We start from the raw sequence: 19,410 nt of genomic DNA on the forward strand, positions 1-19,410 counted from the left end.
GGGGATGGCTGAAATTATGGAAGAATATTTTAGACATTTCTCAAACAAGTTTTCCAAGAAAATGGAAGAATACGCAACTGATAAAGTATTTAAAGATAGCAGATATTTATTCGTATGGCGTGAGGGTAAAGAAAAAGTGGGATATTGCACTCATTGCGGACAAATTTCCGGCGTAAGTAGAGGATATAAGCACAATGATGAAGGATTTTGTCCAAGTTGCCAAACGAAGTGCATCGTTAAAGCCAACGGGATAAAACGCGGAAAAATGCGGGATTACGCCTACTTTGTTTTTTATGAAAAATCGGTAATTGATCCAAATGTGGTTGTAGCCTACGGAATAGAAGCCATACGTGATTATAGAGAGCCATACCATAACGTAAAGACAGAGTACCATGTTGAGGCTATGTATTACTTTGAAATGGGCAATAGCATAATGTTCTTAAAAGAATGGGATAAAGGTGTATTTGCATTTAAACAGCATAAGACGGTATTTTCATTATTTAGCCGCAAGGATAATTACAGCTGGTGGTCACAAAGAAGAACCCGTATGTATATTGGATATTCAAGGGAGAGTTTGGAACGGGCAGTAATTGGAACTCCATTTCAATACAGCTGCTATTCATCGTACATTGGAGAACCGTATGGTGAAGATATGGTCAAATACCTTGGCTTATATAGTCAATATCCTTGTTTTGAGTATTTGACGAAGATTGGCATGGAAGAAGTTGTAAAAGCAAAGTTAAACGGTAATCAAACATATAGCGCAATATACTGGCGAGGCAAGACACTTCCTAAGGTGTTGCGGCTCCCGAAAAATGTAATTAATGATATTCGCAAAGAGAAGATTTTTGCAACACCAATGACATTGCGAACCATGCAATTATTAGCCAAGGAAAGAAACGGCGGGAAAATGCCATATGAAGCACTCAAAGACATGGAACATGATTACGGTTACTGCTTCAACGATTTACTGAAATTAGTGAGGTACACCAGCTTGAAAAAGGCGCTTACATATATCCATAAGCAATTTATTAAAGGCAAGCGGCATTATGAAAGACCGGCAGCCGTAGTAACTACCTGGCGAGACTATATCAGCGAATGCGAAAAATTGAGACGCGACATCAGTATTGAAAGCAACCTTTTCCCGTCAAATCTCTACCAGGCACATCAAAATAACATTATGCAAATAAAAGAAAAAGAAGATGCCGGACTAAACCGCAAAATAGCTGTTCGCCTGAAAAAACTAGTCAAAAAATATAGCTTTACCACCGAAGAATTATTTATCCGGCCTGCACAAAGCTCCCTGGAACTAATCGCAGAGGGAAATTATTTAAACCACTGTGTAAGTAGGTATGCAAAGCAGTATGCGGCGGGTGCTACTGATATTTTATTCATCAGGAAAACAACAGAACCAGACAAGCCTTATTACACGTTGGAAATTTGTAAAGACAAAATCATACAAGTACGGGGAATGAAAAATTGCCCGGCCACGGAAGAAGTAAAAGCCTTAATGAAAGCATTTGAAGAAGAACGATTGCATAAAAAGCCTAAAAAAGAAGTCATGATCATGATTCCGGCCTAAAAAGAAAGGAGAAAACAGCATGAATGAGCTTACAACCACAAGAACGCTGCCAATAATAGCGACAGAAATAAACAGCATTAAAGACCAAACCAGAAACTTAATCCTGTGCAGCAGCATTGAAATTGGCCGAAGATTAGTCGAAGCCAAAAGCCTAATGGCTCACGGAGAATGGGGGAACTGGTTAAAAACCTCTGTGGACTATTCGCAAAGCACAGCAAACAACCTCATGCGGATTTTTGAAGAGTACGGAGCCGATCAAATCCCGCTTTTCGGGGATAATTCAAAATCGCAAGCGCTTGGGAATTTGAGTTATACACAGGCAGTTGCGCTGCTTGGAGTACCAGCAGAAGAACGCGAAGAGTTCATTAAAACCAATGATTTAGAGGACATGTCTACCCGTGAACTGCAAGAAGCCGTAAAAAAACTAAAAACAGAAACAGATCGGGCAAATAATTTAGCTGCAGCCTTAGAAGAAGTCAGCAAAAAGGTTGATACCGTTAACGACCTAGAAGATGAAAATCAAGAATTAAGGGAAACCAATAAGAATTTAACTACAGAACTTTCTAAGGCCAGAACTGATGCCACAGCGGAAGTAGAAAAAATAAAAACTCAGCTGCAAAAGGCCAAAGATAAAGCAAAGGCTGGAAATGGTAGCGCAGATAAAGTTAAAGAACTTGAGGATAAACTGCAAAAGGCCAATACGGAATTAGCAGAGCTTACTGAGAAACTGAGTCAGCCAGTTACCATTGAACCGGCCATAATTGAAAAAGTACCTGAAGAAATTGAACAGGAACTGAATGAGCTGCGGAAAAAGGCCGAGCAAACAGAAACCGATAAACAAACCAATGCGGCAATCCTCAAATATGGCGTTTATTTTGAGACATTAGTCACCGGCTTCAAAAACCTTCTCGAAGCTTTGGCAGAAATAGAAGACCAAGAAGCACATGAAAAATATAAAAATGCTGTATCTGGATTACTTAGTAAAATGTCTGCAAAACTCTAGGGGGCGGGAAATGATTAACGATATCTTTCTAGTAAATACCGCCAAAGCTGCTAAACAAGCAAAGCAAGCCGGTGAGTTTATGCTTGCGAAATGTGATTCAGGGAATTTACTGCTTACCGGGCAATTTGTATTAAGCCTATCAGAAGAACAGTTTTGGTCAGTGCGCTGCAAATTGGAAGTGCCGGCATTAGGGAAATGGTATTTACAGACAAAGAAAGATGGATTATTTAAATCAGAACGTGATCCTGATATAGCAGGATGGGAAAAACGCTATAATGATTGGCTTAACGCAGTTGAACCGACAAACAAACTTGCAAACACACATATAGAATTGCGAAGCTGCTATCTTTACACCAATGGTTTTACATATGTGGCTATTAAACAGGAACGCATGGAAATGCTGCAATACGCTGAGGACTTATGGCTTTCGGACAATATGGCTGTAATCGATGGTGTGCACGTAATTGCACCAATGACAGACAACGTTTGGAAGAATAACACCTGGATATTAAGATTGCCAAGCATGAATACAGAACACGAAAAATGGGAGGAAAAATAATGAAAACCATATCCATAATCAACAACAAAGGCGGAGTTGGCAAAACAACAACCACAATAAACCTTGGCTATGAATTTAGCCAGCATTTCAATAAGCGTGTTATATTAATTGATTGCGATCCGCAGTCTAATCTAAGCCGTTTTTTTGCGGTTGAAGAAGACGAACAAACAATAGCGCATGTTATTTTTGGTGCCGCGAATCTTCGGGAAGCAATCCACCATACCAAGTATGAAAACCTAGACATTATACCTGCGTGTGAGGATTTAAAAGCCGCCTGGACTGAACTAGATATACCGGGCGGGGAATTGGCGCTGCGGGGGATATTAATCGAAATAGAAAACGAATACGATATCTGCATTATCGACAATGCCCCTGCCTTGGGGATCGGAACCGATAACGCCCTGGTGGCCAGTGACGAAGTAATTGTGCCAATATGCATAGATACCTTTGGTTTTTGGGGATTAGACAAAATCATGAGAGATATCGAAAGGGCAAGGCGAGTCAATCCACGACTATACTTCGATGGCTGCCTAGTTACTCGCTATAAAAACGACGAAATTTCCCGAGAAGTTACCAGGCAAATGCAAGAACAGGACACCTATCCTGTGTTCGATACTCATATCCGCGAAAGTGACACAGTACGCCGGGCGACATTTGCCGGACAGCCAATAACGGAAAACTCATTGCGCAGCGGCGCGGCGGTTGACTATCGCCTATGGGCCAAAGAATATATAGAAAATAATTTGTGCTCACTCTGAGCACAAAACAGGGGGCGGGAAAGCGGTGAACATTGACATAAATCAATTAACCACAAGAAAAGGAAATATCAATAGCGGTATTATGGCCGCTATTGATAAGCAAGAACGCTTTGTGGTCATAGAAATTGACATAGACGACTTAATTCCATCAGAGGATAATTTCTATTCTTTGTCAGATATTGACAGCCTGAAAGATAACATAGAAGAATTCGGCATACAGCAGAATCTAACCGTCATGCAGCGGCCAGATAAAAAATATGAAATCATTGCCGGTCACAGGCGGCGTGAAGCATGTCGCCTCTTAGTCCAGGAAGGAAAGAAAAAATTCCGCTGGATGCCTTGCCGGATACTGCCGACAGTAAGCGAAACAGTCAAAAACATTTTACTGATCACCATGAACAGCGAAACCAGGAAAAAGACTGCTGCCGAAATCACAGAGGAAATTGAACGTCTGAAAATCCTATATGCAAACTACAAAAAAGAAAACCCCAATTTCAAGGGCCGTGTTAGGGAGATAATCGCCAAAGAAATGGGAATGTCAGTGGCAACCGTTGGGCGGCATGAAGAAATAAGTAACAACCTAATTCCGGAAATCAAAGACGCATACAAGGAAAATGAAGTGAATTTCACATCTGCGGTAGGACTTTCGAAGCTTTCGGCAGCAGATCAAAAGGCAGTCTATGAAAAAACGGGCGGAAAGGTAACATCCAAAGAAATAAAAAAACAGCAAGAGCCGGAAATAGAAAAGAATCTAAACCTTAACGGATTTGAGCCAATGTTACCAACTCAGGAAGAAAAGCAACAACCTAAACTGGAAACGGAGCAAGAACAGGCACCATTTGGACTTAATGAGCTACAATCCCTATTGGATAGCCTGGTTAAAATCAGGAGCCAATATAAAGACCTTATAGACATACCGGCAGGAGAGAGGGCATTAAAAGCCTTAGAAACAATCAATGCTCTAATATATGATGATATTGAAACAATTAAAGCCGGGGTATTGGGTGAGCCGCTATTTAACAAGCAAGGGGGCGGTACGACTGATGAAACCGATAGAGACAGTAACAGAAATGATTGAATACTTACGAATCTGTGAAGCGGCTGCTATTACGGAGCCGACAAAAGGTTATTATCGTCGTCTACGCGGCTGGCTGGAAGAATCAGAGGATTACCGAGATTTGCAGATACAAGGTAAATAAGCAATAAGGGGCGGGATAAATACAAAAAGGGGTGAAGGAGTTGGAATGGTATTGGGTGCTAGTCCTGTGTTGGATAGCAGCAGGCACAGGATTAGTAATAGGCAGTATGTGTAGTGTAGCTGGTAGAGCAGACGAACGGTCGGGATACGGAATAATTAAAACTAAGTATAAAAACTATGTGGCAGAAGATGGACAACGGGTAAAATGCGGATATTGCGGTAATTTATTTATATCTATTGGTGATACCGATAAATATGAGCATAATTGGGTTAATTGTAAAGCTGACAAGAAAAGCAACCATGAAATAGTCTTTTACCTAAGACCAAGGCAGGCCGCAAAGTCAGCAATAAATCTAATCAGCATGTTTTATAAAAAGAGAACTAAATTTCGTTAGAAAAATTACTATAAAGCCTTAGTTATGGGGAGGGCAGCACATGTCAGGAAAAGAACAAGTTAACTTTGAAAAATTAATCGAACAAGCAGTGAATAGGGCAGTTAAGGCGACTATGCTCCTTGGAGCTGATCAAGCCAAAACAGAAGGAAAGAACATATTCAAACAAACGGAAATACGACTCTATGCCTATTCTGAGCTTAGAAACAACATTGCGAAATACACATTAGACATTGAAGACCTTCGCCATGAATCGCCTGGACGTTCAAAAGACATTGCATCTTTTAGCACCAATGGGGGCGGGGTGAGATTTTCTGACGAAGAAATTCAAGAAGCCAGGATAATGATTCTGCAAAGAAAAATATACCGGGATAAAACAGAAATTGATGAAATTGACTTTGCTTTACAGTCTGTAAAAGATGATGAATATTACCCAATTGTTACGATGAAATACTTTCAACACAAAACGGATGAAGAAATTGCAGAAAAGATCGCCTGTGATCCACGAACAATAAGAAGAAATAAAAGCCGCTTAGTCCGCACAGTTGCAGTAAAATTGTATGGTGCATATGCCGTGAATTGATGTCCATTTACTGTGTCCAAAAGATGCCCTTTTATTGTGTCCAAATAGCTACTATAATCAAATTACGATGAAAAAAGTATGAGCCGCCAGAAATGGCGGCTTTTTACATTTATAAAGAGGTTATAGCGATGCTGGAAAAACACAAAAAAGTTCGTCTTACAGGCAGGGCATTATCAAAGATGAATGATGATATCCACGAAAGAGATAATAACACTTGTATTATCAAGGGATGTAGTTGTTATGTTCCCGAAGGTGTAAAATTTCATCATGAGCCTTGCGGTTCTGATAAAGAAGATCGTATAGAGTGCGGTCTTCTTCTTTGTTATAAGCATCATAACGAAAGACACGCAGGCCGGGACAGCGCAGACATTAAGCGGCAATGTATTGATTATTTGCGAAAGAAATATGGCTAAGAATAATATTGCAGGAATTAATTCCCTTTTGCCGAATGGTGTAAAGAAATGGTAAAAGGGAGATGGAGAATTTGGAAGAATTAAGTGCATATAAAAAATACTTGAATTGGTTAGATCGTGCGACGCTTTTTTATATAGGGAGTAGATCTCTTCATTTTAACGAACTGCTTTCGCCGTCGGCTTTTTGTGGATTTCAATCACTAGAGAATATGCTTAAAGCTCTTTTGGTTTATCATATCGAGAACTTTGATCCTGAAGATATGGGCCATAAAATAGAACAGCTCATAAAAAAAGTTGAAGAAACTGTATCAAATGCTAAGGGAAAAATAGATATTCCATCTTATTTCTACTTTCAAAAAAGATATCAGTTAAATACTCGCTATCCCAACCCATCTAAAATGATTCGGCACCCTGGAAGTTATCTTTATGACTTAGATATGGCCTTTTACAATCTCTTAATATTGGGTCCACGGCCTTCACGTAGTCAAATTGGAAAAATAATTAAGAAAAAAGATAAACACTATGATTTGTTATTTAAAGATAATGAATTTGCAGAAAAAATGATAGAATTTATTACAATTGACTAAATCAAAGCGTCTCAAAAGAGGGACGTTTTTCTTTTACCCAGCCGCTCAAACCGAGCGGCTATTATTATGCCTGGAGGTGGTTACCATGACAGAAATTGCATGCTCAGATTATGAATGCCACTTATGTGAGAATGGCAAGTGTATTGCTGATGTCATTGGTATTACCTCTGATCGGTTCTGCGTGACTGGCCGTCGTCGTCCGAGGGACGAAACGCCGGAGTTGATGCAACAGTTTAAGTCAGGGTGTCGGGCTAGTCGGCGTGGGTATAAATCCAGGCATAGAGAGGTTTTTAAATGATAAATGTATATTGCGCTTATGATGAAATGATTGCAATCGAGAAGCTAATACCAAGCCCGCGCAACCCCAATACACATCCACAAAAACAAATCGAACTTTTAGCCAAAATCATCAAAAACCAGGGCTGGCGTGCTCCGATTACAGTGAGCAACCGCTCTGGTTTTGTTATTCGTGGCCATGGGAGGCTGCTAGCGGCACAACTTCTGGGTGTGGAGCAAGTACCTGTGGATCATCAAGATTATGCCACAGAAGCCGAGGAATGGGCCGATCTAATCGCGGATAACAGAATCGCTGAGCTTTCGCAAATTGACGAGTCTATGCTGGCCGAATTAATGGCTGAGTTAGGTACCCGTGAATTTGATATCAATCTGACTGGTTTCTCCGATAAGCAAATTGATAATCTTATGGCTGATTTCATAACAACCGAAGTTAGAGAGGATAATTTTGATCCGGCTGTAGCCGCAGCAGAAATCAAAGAGTCAGTGACGAAACCGGGAGATATTTGGCAGCTCGGTCGGCATCGGCTCATGTGTGGGGATGCAACAAAACAATCTGATGTTAACAAATTGATGGCCGGTAATCTTGCAGCTATGGTATTTACGGACCCACCATATAATGTGGCATATGAGGGCGCAACTGCGGATAGGTTAACTATTAAAAACGACAATATGCCTGTGGCACAGTTTAAACAGTTTCTGTATGATGCGTTTACATCGATGTTTTTGGCAACTCAACCAGGCGGAGCAATTTACGTATGCCATGCTGATTCCGAGGTGAATAATTTTCGAGGTGCGTTGCAGGATACTGGTTGGCTTCTTAAGCAGTGTCTGGTGTGGGCTAAGAATCAGTTTGTACTTGGCCGGCAGGACTATCAGTGGCAGCATGAGCCGATTCTTTACGGATGGAAGCCTGGTGCCGCACATCATTTTTATGGTGGTCGTAAACAAGGAACAGTAATTGAAGAAGCAGCGCCTTTAATTATCCGAGAAGATGAACAAGGAGCGCTGCTTACATTTACTACAGTAATTCAGAATGTGACGATTCGAGTGCCGTCTTTTGAGATCTTGCAAGCCGGTGATGACAGTTTATCGACGGTTTGGCGATTTGAAAAGCCACTGCGGAATGGTGAGCATCCGACTATGAAGCCAATTCCGTTATGTGCCAGGGCAATACAAAATTCAAGCCGGCAAGGTGAGATTATTGCCGATTTTTTTGGTGGTTCCGGAAGCACGTTGATGGCTGCTGAGCAGACTGGACGAAACTGCTACACCATGGAACTTGATCCGGTATATGCGAACGTAATTATTCGACGCTATGAAGAGTTTACAGGACAGAAAGCGGTGTTGCTGTGATTGAGTATTTATCTTGGTTAATAGTTACAGCCGCTCTTATAGGTACCTGGCTAAATATTAAAAAGGATCATCGATGTTTTATTCTTTGGTGTGGTACAAATGGGTTTTGGAGTATTTACGACGCCTGGCATGGATTGTATGCACAGGCTTTTTTATTTGCCTTGTATTTCATTCTTGCTGTGATTGGCTTATTAAAATGGCGTAAATAAAAAGACAAAGGACGGATGCGCTAACATCCGTCCTGTACCGGACACTCCCGGCAGGAGATAGTAGGCTGCACTGTGGCCACAGATTCCCATGAACTACTATCTCACAATCATTCTACAAGATGGTTGGGGGTGTTGGCAATAAATTTACAAAATAAACGTGGACCAAAATGCCATTATGATAATATTAAACATCCATTAATAATTAAATGGATGAGTCGTAATGGTGCAACTGATGAAGATATTGCAAATGAAATTGGCATTTCAGTACGCCAATTGTATCGTTGGTATAAAGACTATCCAGAATTATGTCATGCCAAAGAGGATAAACTGCTGGCTGACATGAGGGTTGAGGATAGTCTTTATAAATTGGCGCTGGGTTATGAAGTGGAAGAAACAGAGATTATTGCAAATAAAGACGGTCGCCCTGCTCAGATTAAAAAGACAAAGAAACATATTCCTGCTTCATTAAAGGCTTGCCGGATGTGGTTAATTAATCGACAGCCGAGTAAGTGGTTGGGTAAACCAGATTGATATTAATAAACGTTGGTATATATCAGTGAGAGCATGGGAAGATGAAGAGGAAGCGATGAGTGGTATTAACCAAAACATAATTCATAGATCGTGGAGGCATGGAGAATATAAAAGACGAATAAAACTACATAGCAGCTTCTACTATAACTAAAGCATAAGTAGGATGTTGAGAGGGTGGCGCTAATGGATTGGCTAAACAAGCTATTAGACAGGTTTGGACAAATAGACTCAGAACGTACGCAGTTTATGATTGATTATTGGTATCTATACATTATTTTTTTAATACTAATGGCACTTATTTACAGGGTAACACGGAGATGACTTAAGCCGTACTTAATGAAAGGCTGTTATTATTGTGGGTCCTTCTGGAGGGGGTAAGCCCTCACGGGTCTTGCGAGGCCCGAAAGATTCGTCCGTGAAAAATATTTTTTGGGGTTGAAACTATGAAACTGCCAAGCAAGAAAAAAAGTACACCTGAGAAGGACACACAGTTAAAAGATATAGAGGATTGGTGGATTCGTGGCACTTCGGAAACATGTGCGTTTTTTGGAGTTAGTGCCCAAACACTTTCAGATTGGGAAAGACGCGGTGCACCCAAAGAAGGTTATGGCAAGTGGGATATTAAAAAACTTGTTGAATGGAAATATGGCAACAAAACAAATGAAAAAAGTGATGAAGCTCGTAAGCTTGCAGCTGAAGCAAAATTAAAAGAAGCGAAGGCGGCCATGGCTGCTATGGATCAAGCTGTCATGGAGGGTAGGTATATCGAAAAAGCAGAGGTGGATCGAACATGGTCGACGGTAGGAACACAACTAAAAGCAAATATCATGGCCTGGGTGAGAACGCTCACGCCGCAATTAGCACATCAAGATATGCGCAGTGTGGAAAAAGCCATGACCGACGCGGTGTATGACCTCCTCGAACAGCTCTCGTCGAAAGGTAAATACCAAAAGGCCCGAAAAAAATCTACCTGATGCTTTGCGACGTGCTCTCAAGCCACCAGAACGTCAAACAGTCAGCCAGTGGGCAGATAAGAATCGAATACTTGACTTGCGAACATCATCCATGCCGGGGCCTTGGAAGACAAGTTTCATTCCCTACGCCAAGGAGCCAATGGACGCGTTTAACGATCCGGAGATTGAACATATTATTCTCGTTTTTGGTAGTCAGGCATCGAAAACAGAGATACTGATAAATATGGCCGGGTATGCCATTGATCAAGACCCTGGCCCAATGCTGATTGTATACCCGGAAGATGGAACGGCGGAGTTCGCTAGTGAAAGTCGTATTCAACCGATGATACGAAGTGTACCGGCGTTAAATAATAAATTTAACGAGCGCGGCAGCGAGAAGTTGGAGCTGAAGTTTGATGACGTTTTTATTGCGTTAAACGGTGCAAATTCACCGTCGAAACTGGCATCCAAACCAATCCGCTATTTGATTCGCGATGAAATAGATAAATACAAGCAGTGGACTGGCAAAGAAGCTAATCCGCTCAACTTGTCTGAAGAACGTACCAAAACCTTTCCTCATAACCGCAAGATTGTAGATGCCAGCACGCCGACGCTAAAGATCGGCAATATATGGACTGCTTACGAAGGCGCAGACCTAAAAAAGAAATACCATGTACCCTGCCCACATTGCGGTAAACGGCAGCCACTGGTCTTTAAACAGATAAAATGGCCAGAAGACATCAGTAATGATCCGAAGTTGGCGCGTGATCTGGCCTGGTACGAGTGCGAACACTGCAAGGGAATCATCGAAGACAGACATAAACAGCAGATGCTGGCGCTAGGAAAATGGGTCGTGGAGAATCAGCCATCTGGTCGAGTTCGTTCTGTTGCGTATCATGTCAATTCAATTTACAGTCCATTTGTGACATTCGGTGAAATGGCCTATAAGTTCTTACTGGCTAAAGATTATCCGGATCAGCTTATGAACTTTATTAATAGCTGGCTGGCCGAACCTTGGGAAGATAAAGCCACGTCGATGAAGTCTGATGTCGTCCTACAGCATCAAGCTGAATACGAAGAAGGCCGAGTGCCGGAAGCAGCACTATTGCTTACTGCCGGAATTGACGTGCAGCAAGACCACTTTTGGGGTACTGTTAGAGCCTGGGGCGAACGATTAACATCTTGGCTAGTGCGTTATCAACGCCTAGAAACATGGGATGACGTTGAAAAGTTTATTTTTGATCCGTACCCTACCGAGTGGGGCGAAGTTACGCAAATACAAAAAGCTTGTATAGACTCGGGGTACAATACTGATGAAGTATATTTGTTTTGTGCTCAACACCCAGGGATATGCGTGCCAACTAAAGGTTCTTCAGGACCGCTACGGGCACGATATTCGGCAACTAGGATCGATAAAGGAAAGGGAGCGGGGTTGACTCTTTATGTGTTAGATACTGACCAGTTTAAAAATCAGATAGCCGGAAGCCTAGCAAAACCGTCAGGAACGCCGGGCGCATTTAATGTTTACCGTTCCTGCTCGCGAGAGTATGCTGATCAAATATGCAGCGAGCAGAAAGTAACTGAGAGAAATAAGCGAACAGGAGCAACCATTGAAACATGGAAGCCTATTGGCAGCCATGCGCAAAACCATTTGCTTGACTGCGAAGTTGGAGCTGCCGCCGCAGCAGATTTATTGGGGGTAAGATTTGTTACCAAACCACAGGAAACACAACCAGAAAACCATGAAGAAAACCGTCCGCCAGAACAGCGCGACGGTTTTTTAAGTGGGCGCGATCGATTATTACACCGAAGGAGGTAATTCCCATTGGCAGAAACGTTAGAAGTCCAACTAGACAGAGTGCAGACGCGTATTGCCGCCATTGAGAGCGGGGCCAGCGAGTATCAAATTGGCAGTAGGCGGCTAAAAAATCATGAACTTGCGACTTTATATACCCGCGAAAAAGACCTAATGAACCGAATTGCCAAACAAAACAATGGAAATGTGGCTTATATGGGGAGGCCAATCTAATGAAGCCAACGCTTTTAGACCGTGCCATTGAATACATTTCGCCCCGCATGGGGTACGCAAGAGCACGGTTTCAGGCTGGATTAAACGCTGTCCGGAACTATGACGCTGGCAAAATCGATAGAAATACGTCTGATTGGGTGCCGGTAAATGCTAGCCCAGAGCAGACAGACTCAGCCCATCGCGATTTAATCAAAGCCAGGGCCCGAGAACTTGAACGAAACAGCGATATTGCAGAATCCGTTGTTAATGCTATTGTTCGTAATTCAATCGGTACAGGTATTAAGCCACAAGCGCAGATCAAAAATACTGACGGCACGTTTGATGAGACGTTAAACACCCAGTTAGAAGAAGCATTTGAAACATGGACAATGCCCGAGAATTGCGATATCAGCGGCCATCAATCGTTTTACGAGCAACAGGAAATGGTACTAACTCGCCGCATTTATGATGGCGAGATTTTTATTTTACCAACCATGACCGCTGACAAATCGGCGTACTTGCCACTGCAACTACAAATCATGGAATCTGACCTACTGGCAACCGGGTTATTGACTGCGCCAAACTCGAACAACGTTATCCTGCATGGCGTCGAGGTTAATAAATATTTCAAAGCGGTAGGCTATTGGTTCCAGCAAATGAGTCCTGATGGTTTTATCTCGCTGGATGCTATTCGTGTAAGCGCAGCAAACGTTATGCATCTGTTTAAAAAGCGTCGTCCCACACAAACACGAGGAATCAGCGAATTGCATCGGGTTATGACAAGGCTAAAAGAGACTGGTCGTTATCTTGATGCGGAGTTGCTCTGCAGGGAAATTGCGGCCTGCTTTGCTGGGTACATCAAATCAGATATGCCAGATACACAGGTAACGACACTGCGAAAAGATGACAAAGGCAAGCCCGTAAGGGACATCGTTCCCGGTACGCTTACCTATCTGGCCCCTGGTGAAGACATGGTAACGGCCCTACCGCCTGCCAGTGGAGCAAGTGTAAAAGATTATACGGAGGTAGAGTTGCGGCTGGCTGGTGCTGGAGTCGGTGTATCTTATGAGGAAGTGACTCGTGACATGTCAAAATCGACGTATTCTAGTGCGAGAATGGCTCATTTGGCCGACCGTAGGACGTTTATTCCAATCCAAAACTATATGATTATCCATTTTTGCCGACCAGTTTGGAAGGAATTTGTTCGCGCTTGCGTCCTAAAGGGTGTTGTAAAGATACCTGATTACTGGCAAAACGAGGATAAATATCTAAAATGTGACTGGGTACCGCCAGGATGGGCTTGGATTGACCCATTAAAAGATGTTAAGGCGACTCGAGAAGAACTTGACGCTGGATTGACTACCGTTGCTGCCAAATGTGCAGAGCGTGGCGATGATTGGCGAACCGTTTACGCTCAGCGTAAGCGCGAACAAGATTACGCTAAAGAATTGGGGCTTGAGCTAAATACAGGAACAAAAGGAGGTACGGTACAAAATGCCACCACTGAACAACCGAACGCCAACATGGGCAACTAACTTAGAGCGAAGTATATCATTCGAACGAGCGGCAATCGACATTGAGAAACGCACGGTGCCGCTTTCGTTTTCTAGTGAAACGACTGATGTTGTGCGCTGGGGAGATATTGAGATTCTCGATCACTCGCCTGGGGCATGTGATTTGACACAACTTAACGACATTGGCGTATTACTATTTAATCACAACCTCGATATGCCGATTGGCGGGATTGAGTCTGCTGTTATTGCTAACAACCGAGGCGAAGCCGTAGTAAGATTCGATGCCGATCCAGAGGCGGACAAGTATTTTCAAAAAGTCCAAAGTGGCAGCCTGAAAGCTGTCTCTTGCCGTTATACTGTCAGCCAGTGGGAAGTTGTTGAGCCAAACGCTGTGTCATCTGACGGGAGGTTCCAGGGACCATGCTGGATTGCCCGTAAATGGAAACCAACAGAAATAAGTATTGTATCCATTCCAGCAGATTCATCTGTCGGTGTTGGTCGATCCGCTGAATTGGATGAGAGTCCTTCAGATAAACCCAAGGAACATGAAAATTTAAGGAGTGATAATGGTATGACACCAGAAGAAATTGCTGCCGAAAATGCTAGAAAAGCAGAAATTGAAGCAGCTCGTGCTCAAGCCCAAACCGACGAACGTGTCCGCGTTACTGAAATTACGTCGATCTGCCGCGCGTTGGAGGCTGATCCTACCGTGTATATCGACAAAGGAACTTCGATTGAAGATGTCCGTAAAGCGATGCTTGATGAGCAAATCCGTAAACATAAACCTGTAGAAGTACCTGCTGGCGACATTCGCATTACTGCCGATGAAGGCGAAAAAGTTCGTGCCGCCATGGTCGATGGTTTAGCCACACGTGCGGGGATAAAAATTGATAAACCTGCGGCGGGTTTTGAAGATTTTCGTTCTTTCCGATTGCTTCGTCTTGCTGAAGAATGTATCGAACGTCGTGATGGAAAGCGTGGCAAGTTCGCCAATGATGAAGACCTTATACGTGAAGCTCTGACTGGTGCCAGTCAGTTCCCCGGAATTCTCTCGAATGTGGCCAACAAATCCATGTCAGCCGCTTATCAAGCCGTACCAACCACATACCAAATATGGACCGGAAGCGGATCTCAATCCGATTTTAAAACTGGTACAAGGTATCGCATTTCCGAGGCTGGCGAGCTTGAGAAACTGACAAGCCAAGGCGAATTTAAGCATGATGAAGTGACTGAAGCCAGTGCAACCGTCGCCATTGGAACGTATGGCAAGAAATTTAGCATTACTCGCCAGGCTATCATTAATGATGACATGGGCGCTTTGTCGCGGATACCTGCCATTCATGGCGCGGCAATTCCTCGCGGCATAAACCGCTTGGTGTATAAAGTGCTAGCAGATAACCCGACCATAGAAGGCGCAGCGCTGTTCCATGCAAGTCACCGTAACTTGGCCGCGACAGCTGCCGCATTGTCGATTGCTTCCCTGGGTAAGGGTAAAGCTGCCATGGCCAAGCAAAAAAATATCGGTGGCAAAGAATATCTTAATATTCAACCCGTTTACTTGCTGGCCCCTGTTGAACTAGAAGTAACGGCTGCTCAACTTATTGGATCTCTTGTTGATCCGACAAAGAGCAATGCAACGCCTAACCCATTTGCCAACAAACTGACCGTCGTTACCGACCCGAATCTTGACGACATCAGTACTACTGCTTGGCATTTAGCTGCTGCCCCTGGTTTTGTAGATACTATCGAAGTGACTACTCTTAATGGCCGCCAACAGCCAACACTGGAATCTCAGGTTAGCTGGGATGTACTCGGTATGGAGTGGAGAATTTACTTCGATTTTGGAGTAAATCTGCTTGATTTCCGCGGTCTGTACAAAAATGCAGGTGCTGCAGAATAATTATGGGGCGGGATAACTCATCTTTTAGTTTAATAAAATAATTGGAGGGATATACAATGGCTAAAGAAGCGACTTTTATTCAGGGTGGTAATGTAATCGACTATACTGCTGCAGCTAATATTGCATATGGGGCGGTTATTCCCTTGACTACGTGCGTAGGGGTTGCGCTCGAAGATATTGCCAACGGTGCTACCGGCTCTGTCACTATAACAGGCGTATTTGAAACCGCTGCAGTTAACACAGCGGCATTTGCAGTTGGCGACAAGTTATATTGGGATGATACTGCAAATACATTAACTAAGACAGATACTGGCAATACACCAGCTGGTGTATGCGTAGCTGCTAAGGCAGCTGCTGGTACAACGGCCCGAGTAAAGATCGGCTAATACTATGAATTTCAAAGATGTCATGAACGCCGATATTGCTAACGTTTTTCTTAATACCGAAGAACTAGCGGAAAAACACGTCATTGAACTGGAAGGGGAGCCGTATACCATACCAGCCATTATTGAAAAGACAGCATTCAGTAAGTTTGAAAAACAGTGGGATGGCGTGTATCAATCGTCGCTCACTATTTTTTTATGCAAAAGCAATATTGCCAGAGCGCCTATCAGGGGTCAAATGGTAGTGGTCGACGGTAAACAATACAATGTTGCTGAGTGTATTGAAGATATGGGGATGCTTGAAATGCATTTGGAGGTGCCGGATGTTGGTTGATATTGCAGCCGAACTAGTCAAGGCGAATAGTATATTGGGGCATATAAAAAATGGTGCTCCTCGGGCTATTAACGGCGCGTTAAATAGAACAATTGACGGAGTAAAAACAGACATAGTAGCACATGTGAGAAATACTTACGATATAAAGCCTGGGGAAGTACGAAAATTACTAAAAGCCACGCACTCAAAGCCAACAACACTCCAAGCGTCGATAAGGGCAAAAGGAAGTAGAATCCCATTAATTCAGTTTCATGTAACTCCAAACAAGCCAGGACAACAATCATCAGGTACTGTTTTGCGAGCGTCAGTCAAACAATCTGGAGGCAAGCCAATACCAGGGGCATTCGTTATGAAGATGTCCGATGGCAAATTAGGTGTTGCGATGCGTGTTGGTAAACAACGACTGCCGGTTAAGGAATTATACGGTCCTGCCATTCCTCAAATGATTGGCGAAGAAAATATTCAGAAGTATGTCATGAATGGAGCAGATGAACGTTTTAAGAAACGTATCGATCATGAAATCGACAGACTACTATCTGGCTTTGACGCTCCTGGTAAATGGGAGCGTTAATTTTTAGAAAAAAGGGGAAATAGCATGATTGATGTATTACTTCTGAGCGCTTTGGTAAAACGCATTGAGGAAACCGTCAAGGAATACCGCGTTGAAGATGAACGCGGTATTCTTCATCCTATCACCGTTGTACCAGGTTTTTTACCGCCAAAGCGGACTGAACAACTTGAAGAATACGAGAAATATTGCGTTCTGGTACGGCTTGCGAAAGGTCAATTAGCCTGGAATAAAGAGTATCAGCAGGCCGAAGCGATAACGAAAACAATTATTGTGGTCCGGACGGCCAGCCTTGATGTACACGCAGGCCCGATGAACACACTGAATCTCATGACTGCGATTCAGACGGCCATTTATTCAGCACCAATATTAGATGAACGGTTCCGGGCAACCTTTCCGATGGATTGGGAAGGTCCTGACGGTCAATCTTTTCCGCTATGGCAAGGAGAAATGACTATACCGTGGCTGCGGCCTATGCCGCAAGAAATATGCGATACGATTGGAGGTATGACTAACTATGGATGAGCAAGTGGAACAATCGGCAGCGCAAGAAAAGCCAATGAGTCAAGTGATTTATTGCGGACCAACGTTGCCGCGTGAATATGGGCTATCTCAATATCAGGTATTTGTTGGAGGGCTACCGCCGCATGTGCAGCGGGTTACCGAGCAATTTCCTGTTGTGAAAACTCTTATTGTGCCAGTAGAAGAGTTAGCACAGACGAGGATTAGCATGACGAAAGAAGGAAGCGCTGAAGCAGCACAGTTTCAGGAGATACTGACGGCTATTCGCAGCGAAAAAGGAGGAAAATAATGTCTTTTAAACACGGAATTTATATCTCGGAAGTTGCGACAGCCATTACACCACCAGTGCAGACTGATGCCGGAATACCGATAGTGTTCGGAACGGCCCCAATTAATCTGGCATCAGATGGCGTGGGCATAGCCAACCAGCCTGTATTGGCTTATACCTATGCCGAAGCAGTGGCTGCCCTGGGTTACTCGGATGATTGGGCGAATTACACGCTGTGCGAAGCGATTTATGCGCAGTTTGCCTTGTTCGCGGTGAGCCCGATTGTCCTAGTTAACGTACTGGACCCGACGAAGCATAAAAAGGATGTGACTGCAGCGACAGCGACGCTGGTTGCTGGCACAGTGACCCTGCCAGACACGGGCATTATTAAGAGTACGCTGGCCGTTAAGTTGACCGCTGAAGGTACGCCGCTGGCCAAAGGAACGGACTATACAGCTACGTTTGATTCTGCGGGTAAGTTAATTGTTGCCAGAATTAAAACAGGATTGATTACGACAGACACCACGGCGCTGGTGGTCAGCTATACCAAGTTAGATCCGACTACAGTAACGGCTGCTGATATTATCGGCGGTGTGGACGTGACTAGCGGCAAATATACCGGGATGGAATTAATTAATCAGGTATTTCCTAAATATCGTTTGGTGCCAGGTCAGGTAATTGCTCCGTATTGGTCGACAAAACCAGAAGTGGCTGCGATCATGGAAGCCAAGGCCGGCGCGATTAATGGTGTGTTTCGGGCTGTAGCACTTACTGACATTCCTACGGGCATCGTCAAAAAATATTCTGATGCGCCGGAATGGAAAAACACCAATAATTACACCTTTAATCGGCAAATGGTGTGCTGGCCTAAGGTAAAACTAGGTACGAAGATTTTCCACATGTCTACGCAGTTGGCGGCCCTGAATTGCTTAGTTGATAGCAGCAATAGCGATGTGCCGTATGAATCTCCGTCCAATAAAAACCTACAAATGAATGGAATGTGCTTGGAAGATGGTACGGAAGTATCGTTTGGAATGGAAGAAGCCAATTACTTGAATGGTCAGGGTATTGCTACGGCACTGAATTGGATCGGCGGTTGGCGTTTTTGGGGAAACCGTACGGCAGCATACCCGGCTAATACGGACCCCAAAGATTCATTTTTGTCTGTTCGCAGGATGTTCGATTGGCATGGCAATACATTTTTACAAACATATTGGCAAAAGTTGGATAAACCAGTCAAACGTGTGCTGATTGAATCCATTATAGACAGCGAGGACATTCGTCTGAACGGATTTACTTCCAGCGGATATATCCTCGGCGGTCGGGTGGAATTCACTTCAGCGGAAAACCCAACTACGGATTTGGCGAATGGGCACATCAAGTTTCATACCCGTCTTGCGCCGCCGACACCGGGGGAAGAGATTGACAATATTTTGGAATATGACACATCATACCTATCGACGCTGTTTAGCAGTAATTCATAAGGGGGTGAAAT

25 protein-coding genes are annotated in these 19,410 nt (G+C 43.5%); all 25 read left to right on the top strand.

Annotated elements, in window-relative coordinates; all coding sequences use genetic code 11:
* Nucleotides 1–4: 4 nt before the first annotated feature.
* Entirely contained in the window at nucleotides 5–1,582 is a 1,578-nt protein-coding gene (locus tag ACZ449_RS25235; RefSeq protein WP_464258783.1) for a PcfJ domain-containing protein, read from the top strand.
* A gap of 19 nt (nucleotides 1,583–1,601) precedes the next feature.
* Nucleotides 1,602–2,585, top strand: coding sequence for a DUF3102 domain-containing protein (locus tag ACZ449_RS25240; protein ID WP_464258784.1), 984 nt, complete (start codon nucleotides 1,602–1,604; stop codon nucleotides 2,583–2,585).
* Between the two features lie 10 nt (nucleotides 2,586–2,595).
* Nucleotides 2,596–3,144, top strand: a complete 549-nt coding sequence (locus tag ACZ449_RS25245; protein ID WP_464258785.1) for a hypothetical protein — start codon at nucleotides 2,596–2,598, stop codon at nucleotides 3,142–3,144.
* A complete protein-coding gene (locus ACZ449_RS25250; protein ID WP_464258786.1) occupies nucleotides 3,144–3,902 on the top strand; it encodes a ParA family protein in 759 nt (252 codons plus the stop codon). The genes ACZ449_RS25245 and ACZ449_RS25250 overlap by 1 nt, the downstream gene beginning before the upstream one ends.
* Nucleotides 3,903–3,927: 25 nt before the next feature.
* A complete protein-coding gene (locus ACZ449_RS25255; RefSeq protein ID WP_464258787.1) occupies nucleotides 3,928–4,980 on the top strand; it encodes a ParB/RepB/Spo0J family partition protein in 1,053 nt (350 codons plus the stop codon).
* Complete coding sequence (locus ACZ449_RS25260; protein ID WP_464258788.1) at nucleotides 4,946–5,101, top strand: hypothetical protein; 156 nt, start codon at nucleotides 4,946–4,948, stop codon at nucleotides 5,099–5,101. Before ACZ449_RS25255 ends, ACZ449_RS25260 begins: the two co-directional genes overlap by 35 nt.
* A gap of 40 nt (nucleotides 5,102–5,141) precedes the next feature.
* On the top strand, nucleotides 5,142–5,495 hold the full coding sequence (locus tag ACZ449_RS25265; RefSeq protein WP_464258789.1) for a hypothetical protein: 354 nt from the start codon (nucleotides 5,142–5,144) through the stop codon (nucleotides 5,493–5,495).
* A 40-nt stretch (nucleotides 5,496–5,535) separates the two neighbouring features.
* Nucleotides 5,536–6,075 carry a hypothetical protein gene (locus ACZ449_RS25270; protein WP_464258790.1) on the top strand — a complete coding sequence of 180 codons (540 nt, stop codon included), beginning with the start codon at nucleotides 5,536–5,538 and terminating at the stop codon, nucleotides 6,073–6,075.
* 128 nt (nucleotides 6,076–6,203) lie between these two features.
* Nucleotides 6,204–6,488 (top strand): hypothetical protein, encoded by a 285-nt coding sequence (locus tag ACZ449_RS25275; RefSeq protein WP_464258791.1) that lies wholly within the window; start codon nucleotides 6,204–6,206, stop codon nucleotides 6,486–6,488.
* Between the two features lie 71 nt (nucleotides 6,489–6,559).
* Nucleotides 6,560–7,075, top strand: coding sequence for a hypothetical protein (locus tag ACZ449_RS25280; RefSeq protein WP_464258792.1), 516 nt, complete (start codon nucleotides 6,560–6,562; stop codon nucleotides 7,073–7,075).
* A gap of 85 nt (nucleotides 7,076–7,160) precedes the next feature.
* Nucleotides 7,161–7,373 carry a hypothetical protein gene (locus tag ACZ449_RS25285; RefSeq protein ID WP_464258793.1) on the top strand — a complete coding sequence of 71 codons (213 nt, stop codon included), beginning with the start codon at nucleotides 7,161–7,163 and terminating at the stop codon, nucleotides 7,371–7,373.
* Nucleotides 7,370–8,725, top strand: coding sequence for a site-specific DNA-methyltransferase (locus ACZ449_RS25290; protein ID WP_464258794.1), 1,356 nt, complete (start codon nucleotides 7,370–7,372; stop codon nucleotides 8,723–8,725). The genes ACZ449_RS25285 and ACZ449_RS25290 overlap by 4 nt, the downstream gene beginning before the upstream one ends.
* Nucleotides 8,722–8,934, top strand: coding sequence for a nicotinamide mononucleotide transporter (locus ACZ449_RS25295; protein WP_464258795.1), 213 nt, complete (start codon nucleotides 8,722–8,724; stop codon nucleotides 8,932–8,934). The genes ACZ449_RS25290 and ACZ449_RS25295 overlap by 4 nt, the downstream gene beginning before the upstream one ends.
* A gap of 72 nt (nucleotides 8,935–9,006) precedes the next feature.
* The gene (locus tag ACZ449_RS25300) at nucleotides 9,007–9,465 is read left to right on the top strand and encodes a helix-turn-helix domain-containing protein (protein ID WP_464258796.1); all 459 of its coding nucleotides are present in this window, start codon (nucleotides 9,007–9,009) and stop codon (nucleotides 9,463–9,465) included.
* Between the two features lie 443 nt (nucleotides 9,466–9,908).
* A complete protein-coding gene (locus tag ACZ449_RS25305; RefSeq protein WP_464258797.1) occupies nucleotides 9,909–10,439 on the top strand; it encodes a hypothetical protein in 531 nt (176 codons plus the stop codon).
* Between the two features lie 91 nt (nucleotides 10,440–10,530).
* The gene (locus tag ACZ449_RS25310; protein WP_464261943.1) at nucleotides 10,531–12,237 is read left to right on the top strand and encodes a terminase gpA endonuclease subunit; all 1,707 of its coding nucleotides are present in this window, start codon (nucleotides 10,531–10,533) and stop codon (nucleotides 12,235–12,237) included.
* 6 nt (nucleotides 12,238–12,243) lie between these two features.
* The gene (locus ACZ449_RS25315; protein ID WP_464258798.1) at nucleotides 12,244–12,447 is read left to right on the top strand and encodes a hypothetical protein; all 204 of its coding nucleotides are present in this window, start codon (nucleotides 12,244–12,246) and stop codon (nucleotides 12,445–12,447) included.
* Nucleotides 12,447–13,961, top strand: coding sequence for a phage portal protein (locus tag ACZ449_RS25320; RefSeq protein WP_464258799.1), 1,515 nt, complete (start codon nucleotides 12,447–12,449; stop codon nucleotides 13,959–13,961). Before ACZ449_RS25315 ends, ACZ449_RS25320 begins: the two co-directional genes overlap by 1 nt.
* On the top strand, nucleotides 13,921–15,840 hold the full coding sequence (locus ACZ449_RS25325; protein ID WP_464258800.1) for a prohead protease/major capsid protein fusion protein: 1,920 nt from the start codon (nucleotides 13,921–13,923) through the stop codon (nucleotides 15,838–15,840). Before ACZ449_RS25320 ends, ACZ449_RS25325 begins: the two co-directional genes overlap by 41 nt.
* Before the next feature lie 56 nt (nucleotides 15,841–15,896).
* Entirely contained in the window at nucleotides 15,897–16,226 is a 330-nt protein-coding gene (locus ACZ449_RS25330) for a DUF2190 family protein (RefSeq protein ID WP_464258801.1), read from the top strand.
* 4 nt (nucleotides 16,227–16,230) lie between these two features.
* Nucleotides 16,231–16,557, top strand: coding sequence for a hypothetical protein (locus tag ACZ449_RS25335; RefSeq protein WP_464258802.1), 327 nt, complete (start codon nucleotides 16,231–16,233; stop codon nucleotides 16,555–16,557).
* Nucleotides 16,547–17,128: a phage tail protein gene (locus tag ACZ449_RS25340; RefSeq protein ID WP_464258803.1), complete on the top strand. Its 582-nt coding sequence runs from the start codon at nucleotides 16,547–16,549 to the stop codon at nucleotides 17,126–17,128. Before ACZ449_RS25335 ends, ACZ449_RS25340 begins: the two co-directional genes overlap by 11 nt.
* A gap of 24 nt (nucleotides 17,129–17,152) precedes the next feature.
* Nucleotides 17,153–17,650: a hypothetical protein gene (locus ACZ449_RS25345; RefSeq protein WP_464258804.1), complete on the top strand. Its 498-nt coding sequence runs from the start codon at nucleotides 17,153–17,155 to the stop codon at nucleotides 17,648–17,650.
* A complete protein-coding gene (locus ACZ449_RS25350) occupies nucleotides 17,643–17,936 on the top strand; it encodes a hypothetical protein (RefSeq protein ID WP_464258805.1) in 294 nt (97 codons plus the stop codon). Before ACZ449_RS25345 ends, ACZ449_RS25350 begins: the two co-directional genes overlap by 8 nt.
* Nucleotides 17,936–19,399: a phage tail sheath family protein gene (locus ACZ449_RS25355; protein WP_464258806.1), complete on the top strand. Its 1,464-nt coding sequence runs from the start codon at nucleotides 17,936–17,938 to the stop codon at nucleotides 19,397–19,399. The genes ACZ449_RS25350 and ACZ449_RS25355 overlap by 1 nt, the downstream gene beginning before the upstream one ends.
* The last annotated feature ends 11 nt before the right edge of the window (nucleotides 19,400–19,410 follow it).

The organism is Desulfosporomusa polytropa, from assembly GCF_055380075.1.

Bases quoted from the DNA above. Each gene is read 5' to 3' on its own strand.
- ACZ449_RS25260 (WP_464258788.1), top strand. From the start codon at position 4,946: ATGAAACCGATAGAGACAGTAACAGAAATGATTGAATACTTACGAATC.
- ACZ449_RS25335 (WP_464258802.1), top strand. From the start codon at position 16,231: ATGAATTTCAAAGATGTCATGAACGCCGATATTGCTAACGTTTTTCTT.
- ACZ449_RS25325 (WP_464258800.1), top strand. From the start codon at position 13,921: ATGCCACCACTGAACAACCGAACGCCAACATGGGCAACTAACTTAGAG.
- ACZ449_RS25240 (WP_464258784.1), top strand. From the start codon at position 1,602: ATGAATGAGCTTACAACCACAAGAACGCTGCCAATAATAGCGACAGAA.
- ACZ449_RS25305 (WP_464258797.1), top strand. From the start codon at position 9,909: ATGAAACTGCCAAGCAAGAAAAAAAGTACACCTGAGAAGGACACACAG.
- ACZ449_RS25270 (WP_464258790.1), top strand. From the start codon at position 5,536: ATGTCAGGAAAAGAACAAGTTAACTTTGAAAAATTAATCGAACAAGCA.
- ACZ449_RS25345 (WP_464258804.1), top strand. From the start codon at position 17,153: ATGATTGATGTATTACTTCTGAGCGCTTTGGTAAAACGCATTGAGGAA.
- ACZ449_RS25330 (WP_464258801.1), top strand. From the start codon at position 15,897: ATGGCTAAAGAAGCGACTTTTATTCAGGGTGGTAATGTAATCGACTAT.
- ACZ449_RS25245 (WP_464258785.1), top strand. From the start codon at position 2,596: ATGATTAACGATATCTTTCTAGTAAATACCGCCAAAGCTGCTAAACAA.
- ACZ449_RS25340 (WP_464258803.1), top strand. From the start codon at position 16,547: ATGTTGGTTGATATTGCAGCCGAACTAGTCAAGGCGAATAGTATATTG.
- ACZ449_RS25355 (WP_464258806.1), top strand. From the start codon at position 17,936: ATGTCTTTTAAACACGGAATTTATATCTCGGAAGTTGCGACAGCCATT.
- ACZ449_RS25350 (WP_464258805.1), top strand. From the start codon at position 17,643: ATGGATGAGCAAGTGGAACAATCGGCAGCGCAAGAAAAGCCAATGAGT.
- ACZ449_RS25310 (WP_464261943.1), top strand. From the start codon at position 10,531: ATGCCGGGGCCTTGGAAGACAAGTTTCATTCCCTACGCCAAGGAGCCA.
- ACZ449_RS25320 (WP_464258799.1), top strand. From the start codon at position 12,447: ATGAAGCCAACGCTTTTAGACCGTGCCATTGAATACATTTCGCCCCGC.
- ACZ449_RS25250 (WP_464258786.1), top strand. From the start codon at position 3,144: ATGAAAACCATATCCATAATCAACAACAAAGGCGGAGTTGGCAAAACA.
- ACZ449_RS25235 (WP_464258783.1), top strand. From the start codon at position 5: ATGGCTGAAATTATGGAAGAATATTTTAGACATTTCTCAAACAAGTTT.
- ACZ449_RS25275 (WP_464258791.1), top strand. From the start codon at position 6,204: ATGCTGGAAAAACACAAAAAAGTTCGTCTTACAGGCAGGGCATTATCA.
- ACZ449_RS25285 (WP_464258793.1), top strand. From the start codon at position 7,161: ATGACAGAAATTGCATGCTCAGATTATGAATGCCACTTATGTGAGAAT.
- ACZ449_RS25290 (WP_464258794.1), top strand. From the start codon at position 7,370: ATGATAAATGTATATTGCGCTTATGATGAAATGATTGCAATCGAGAAG.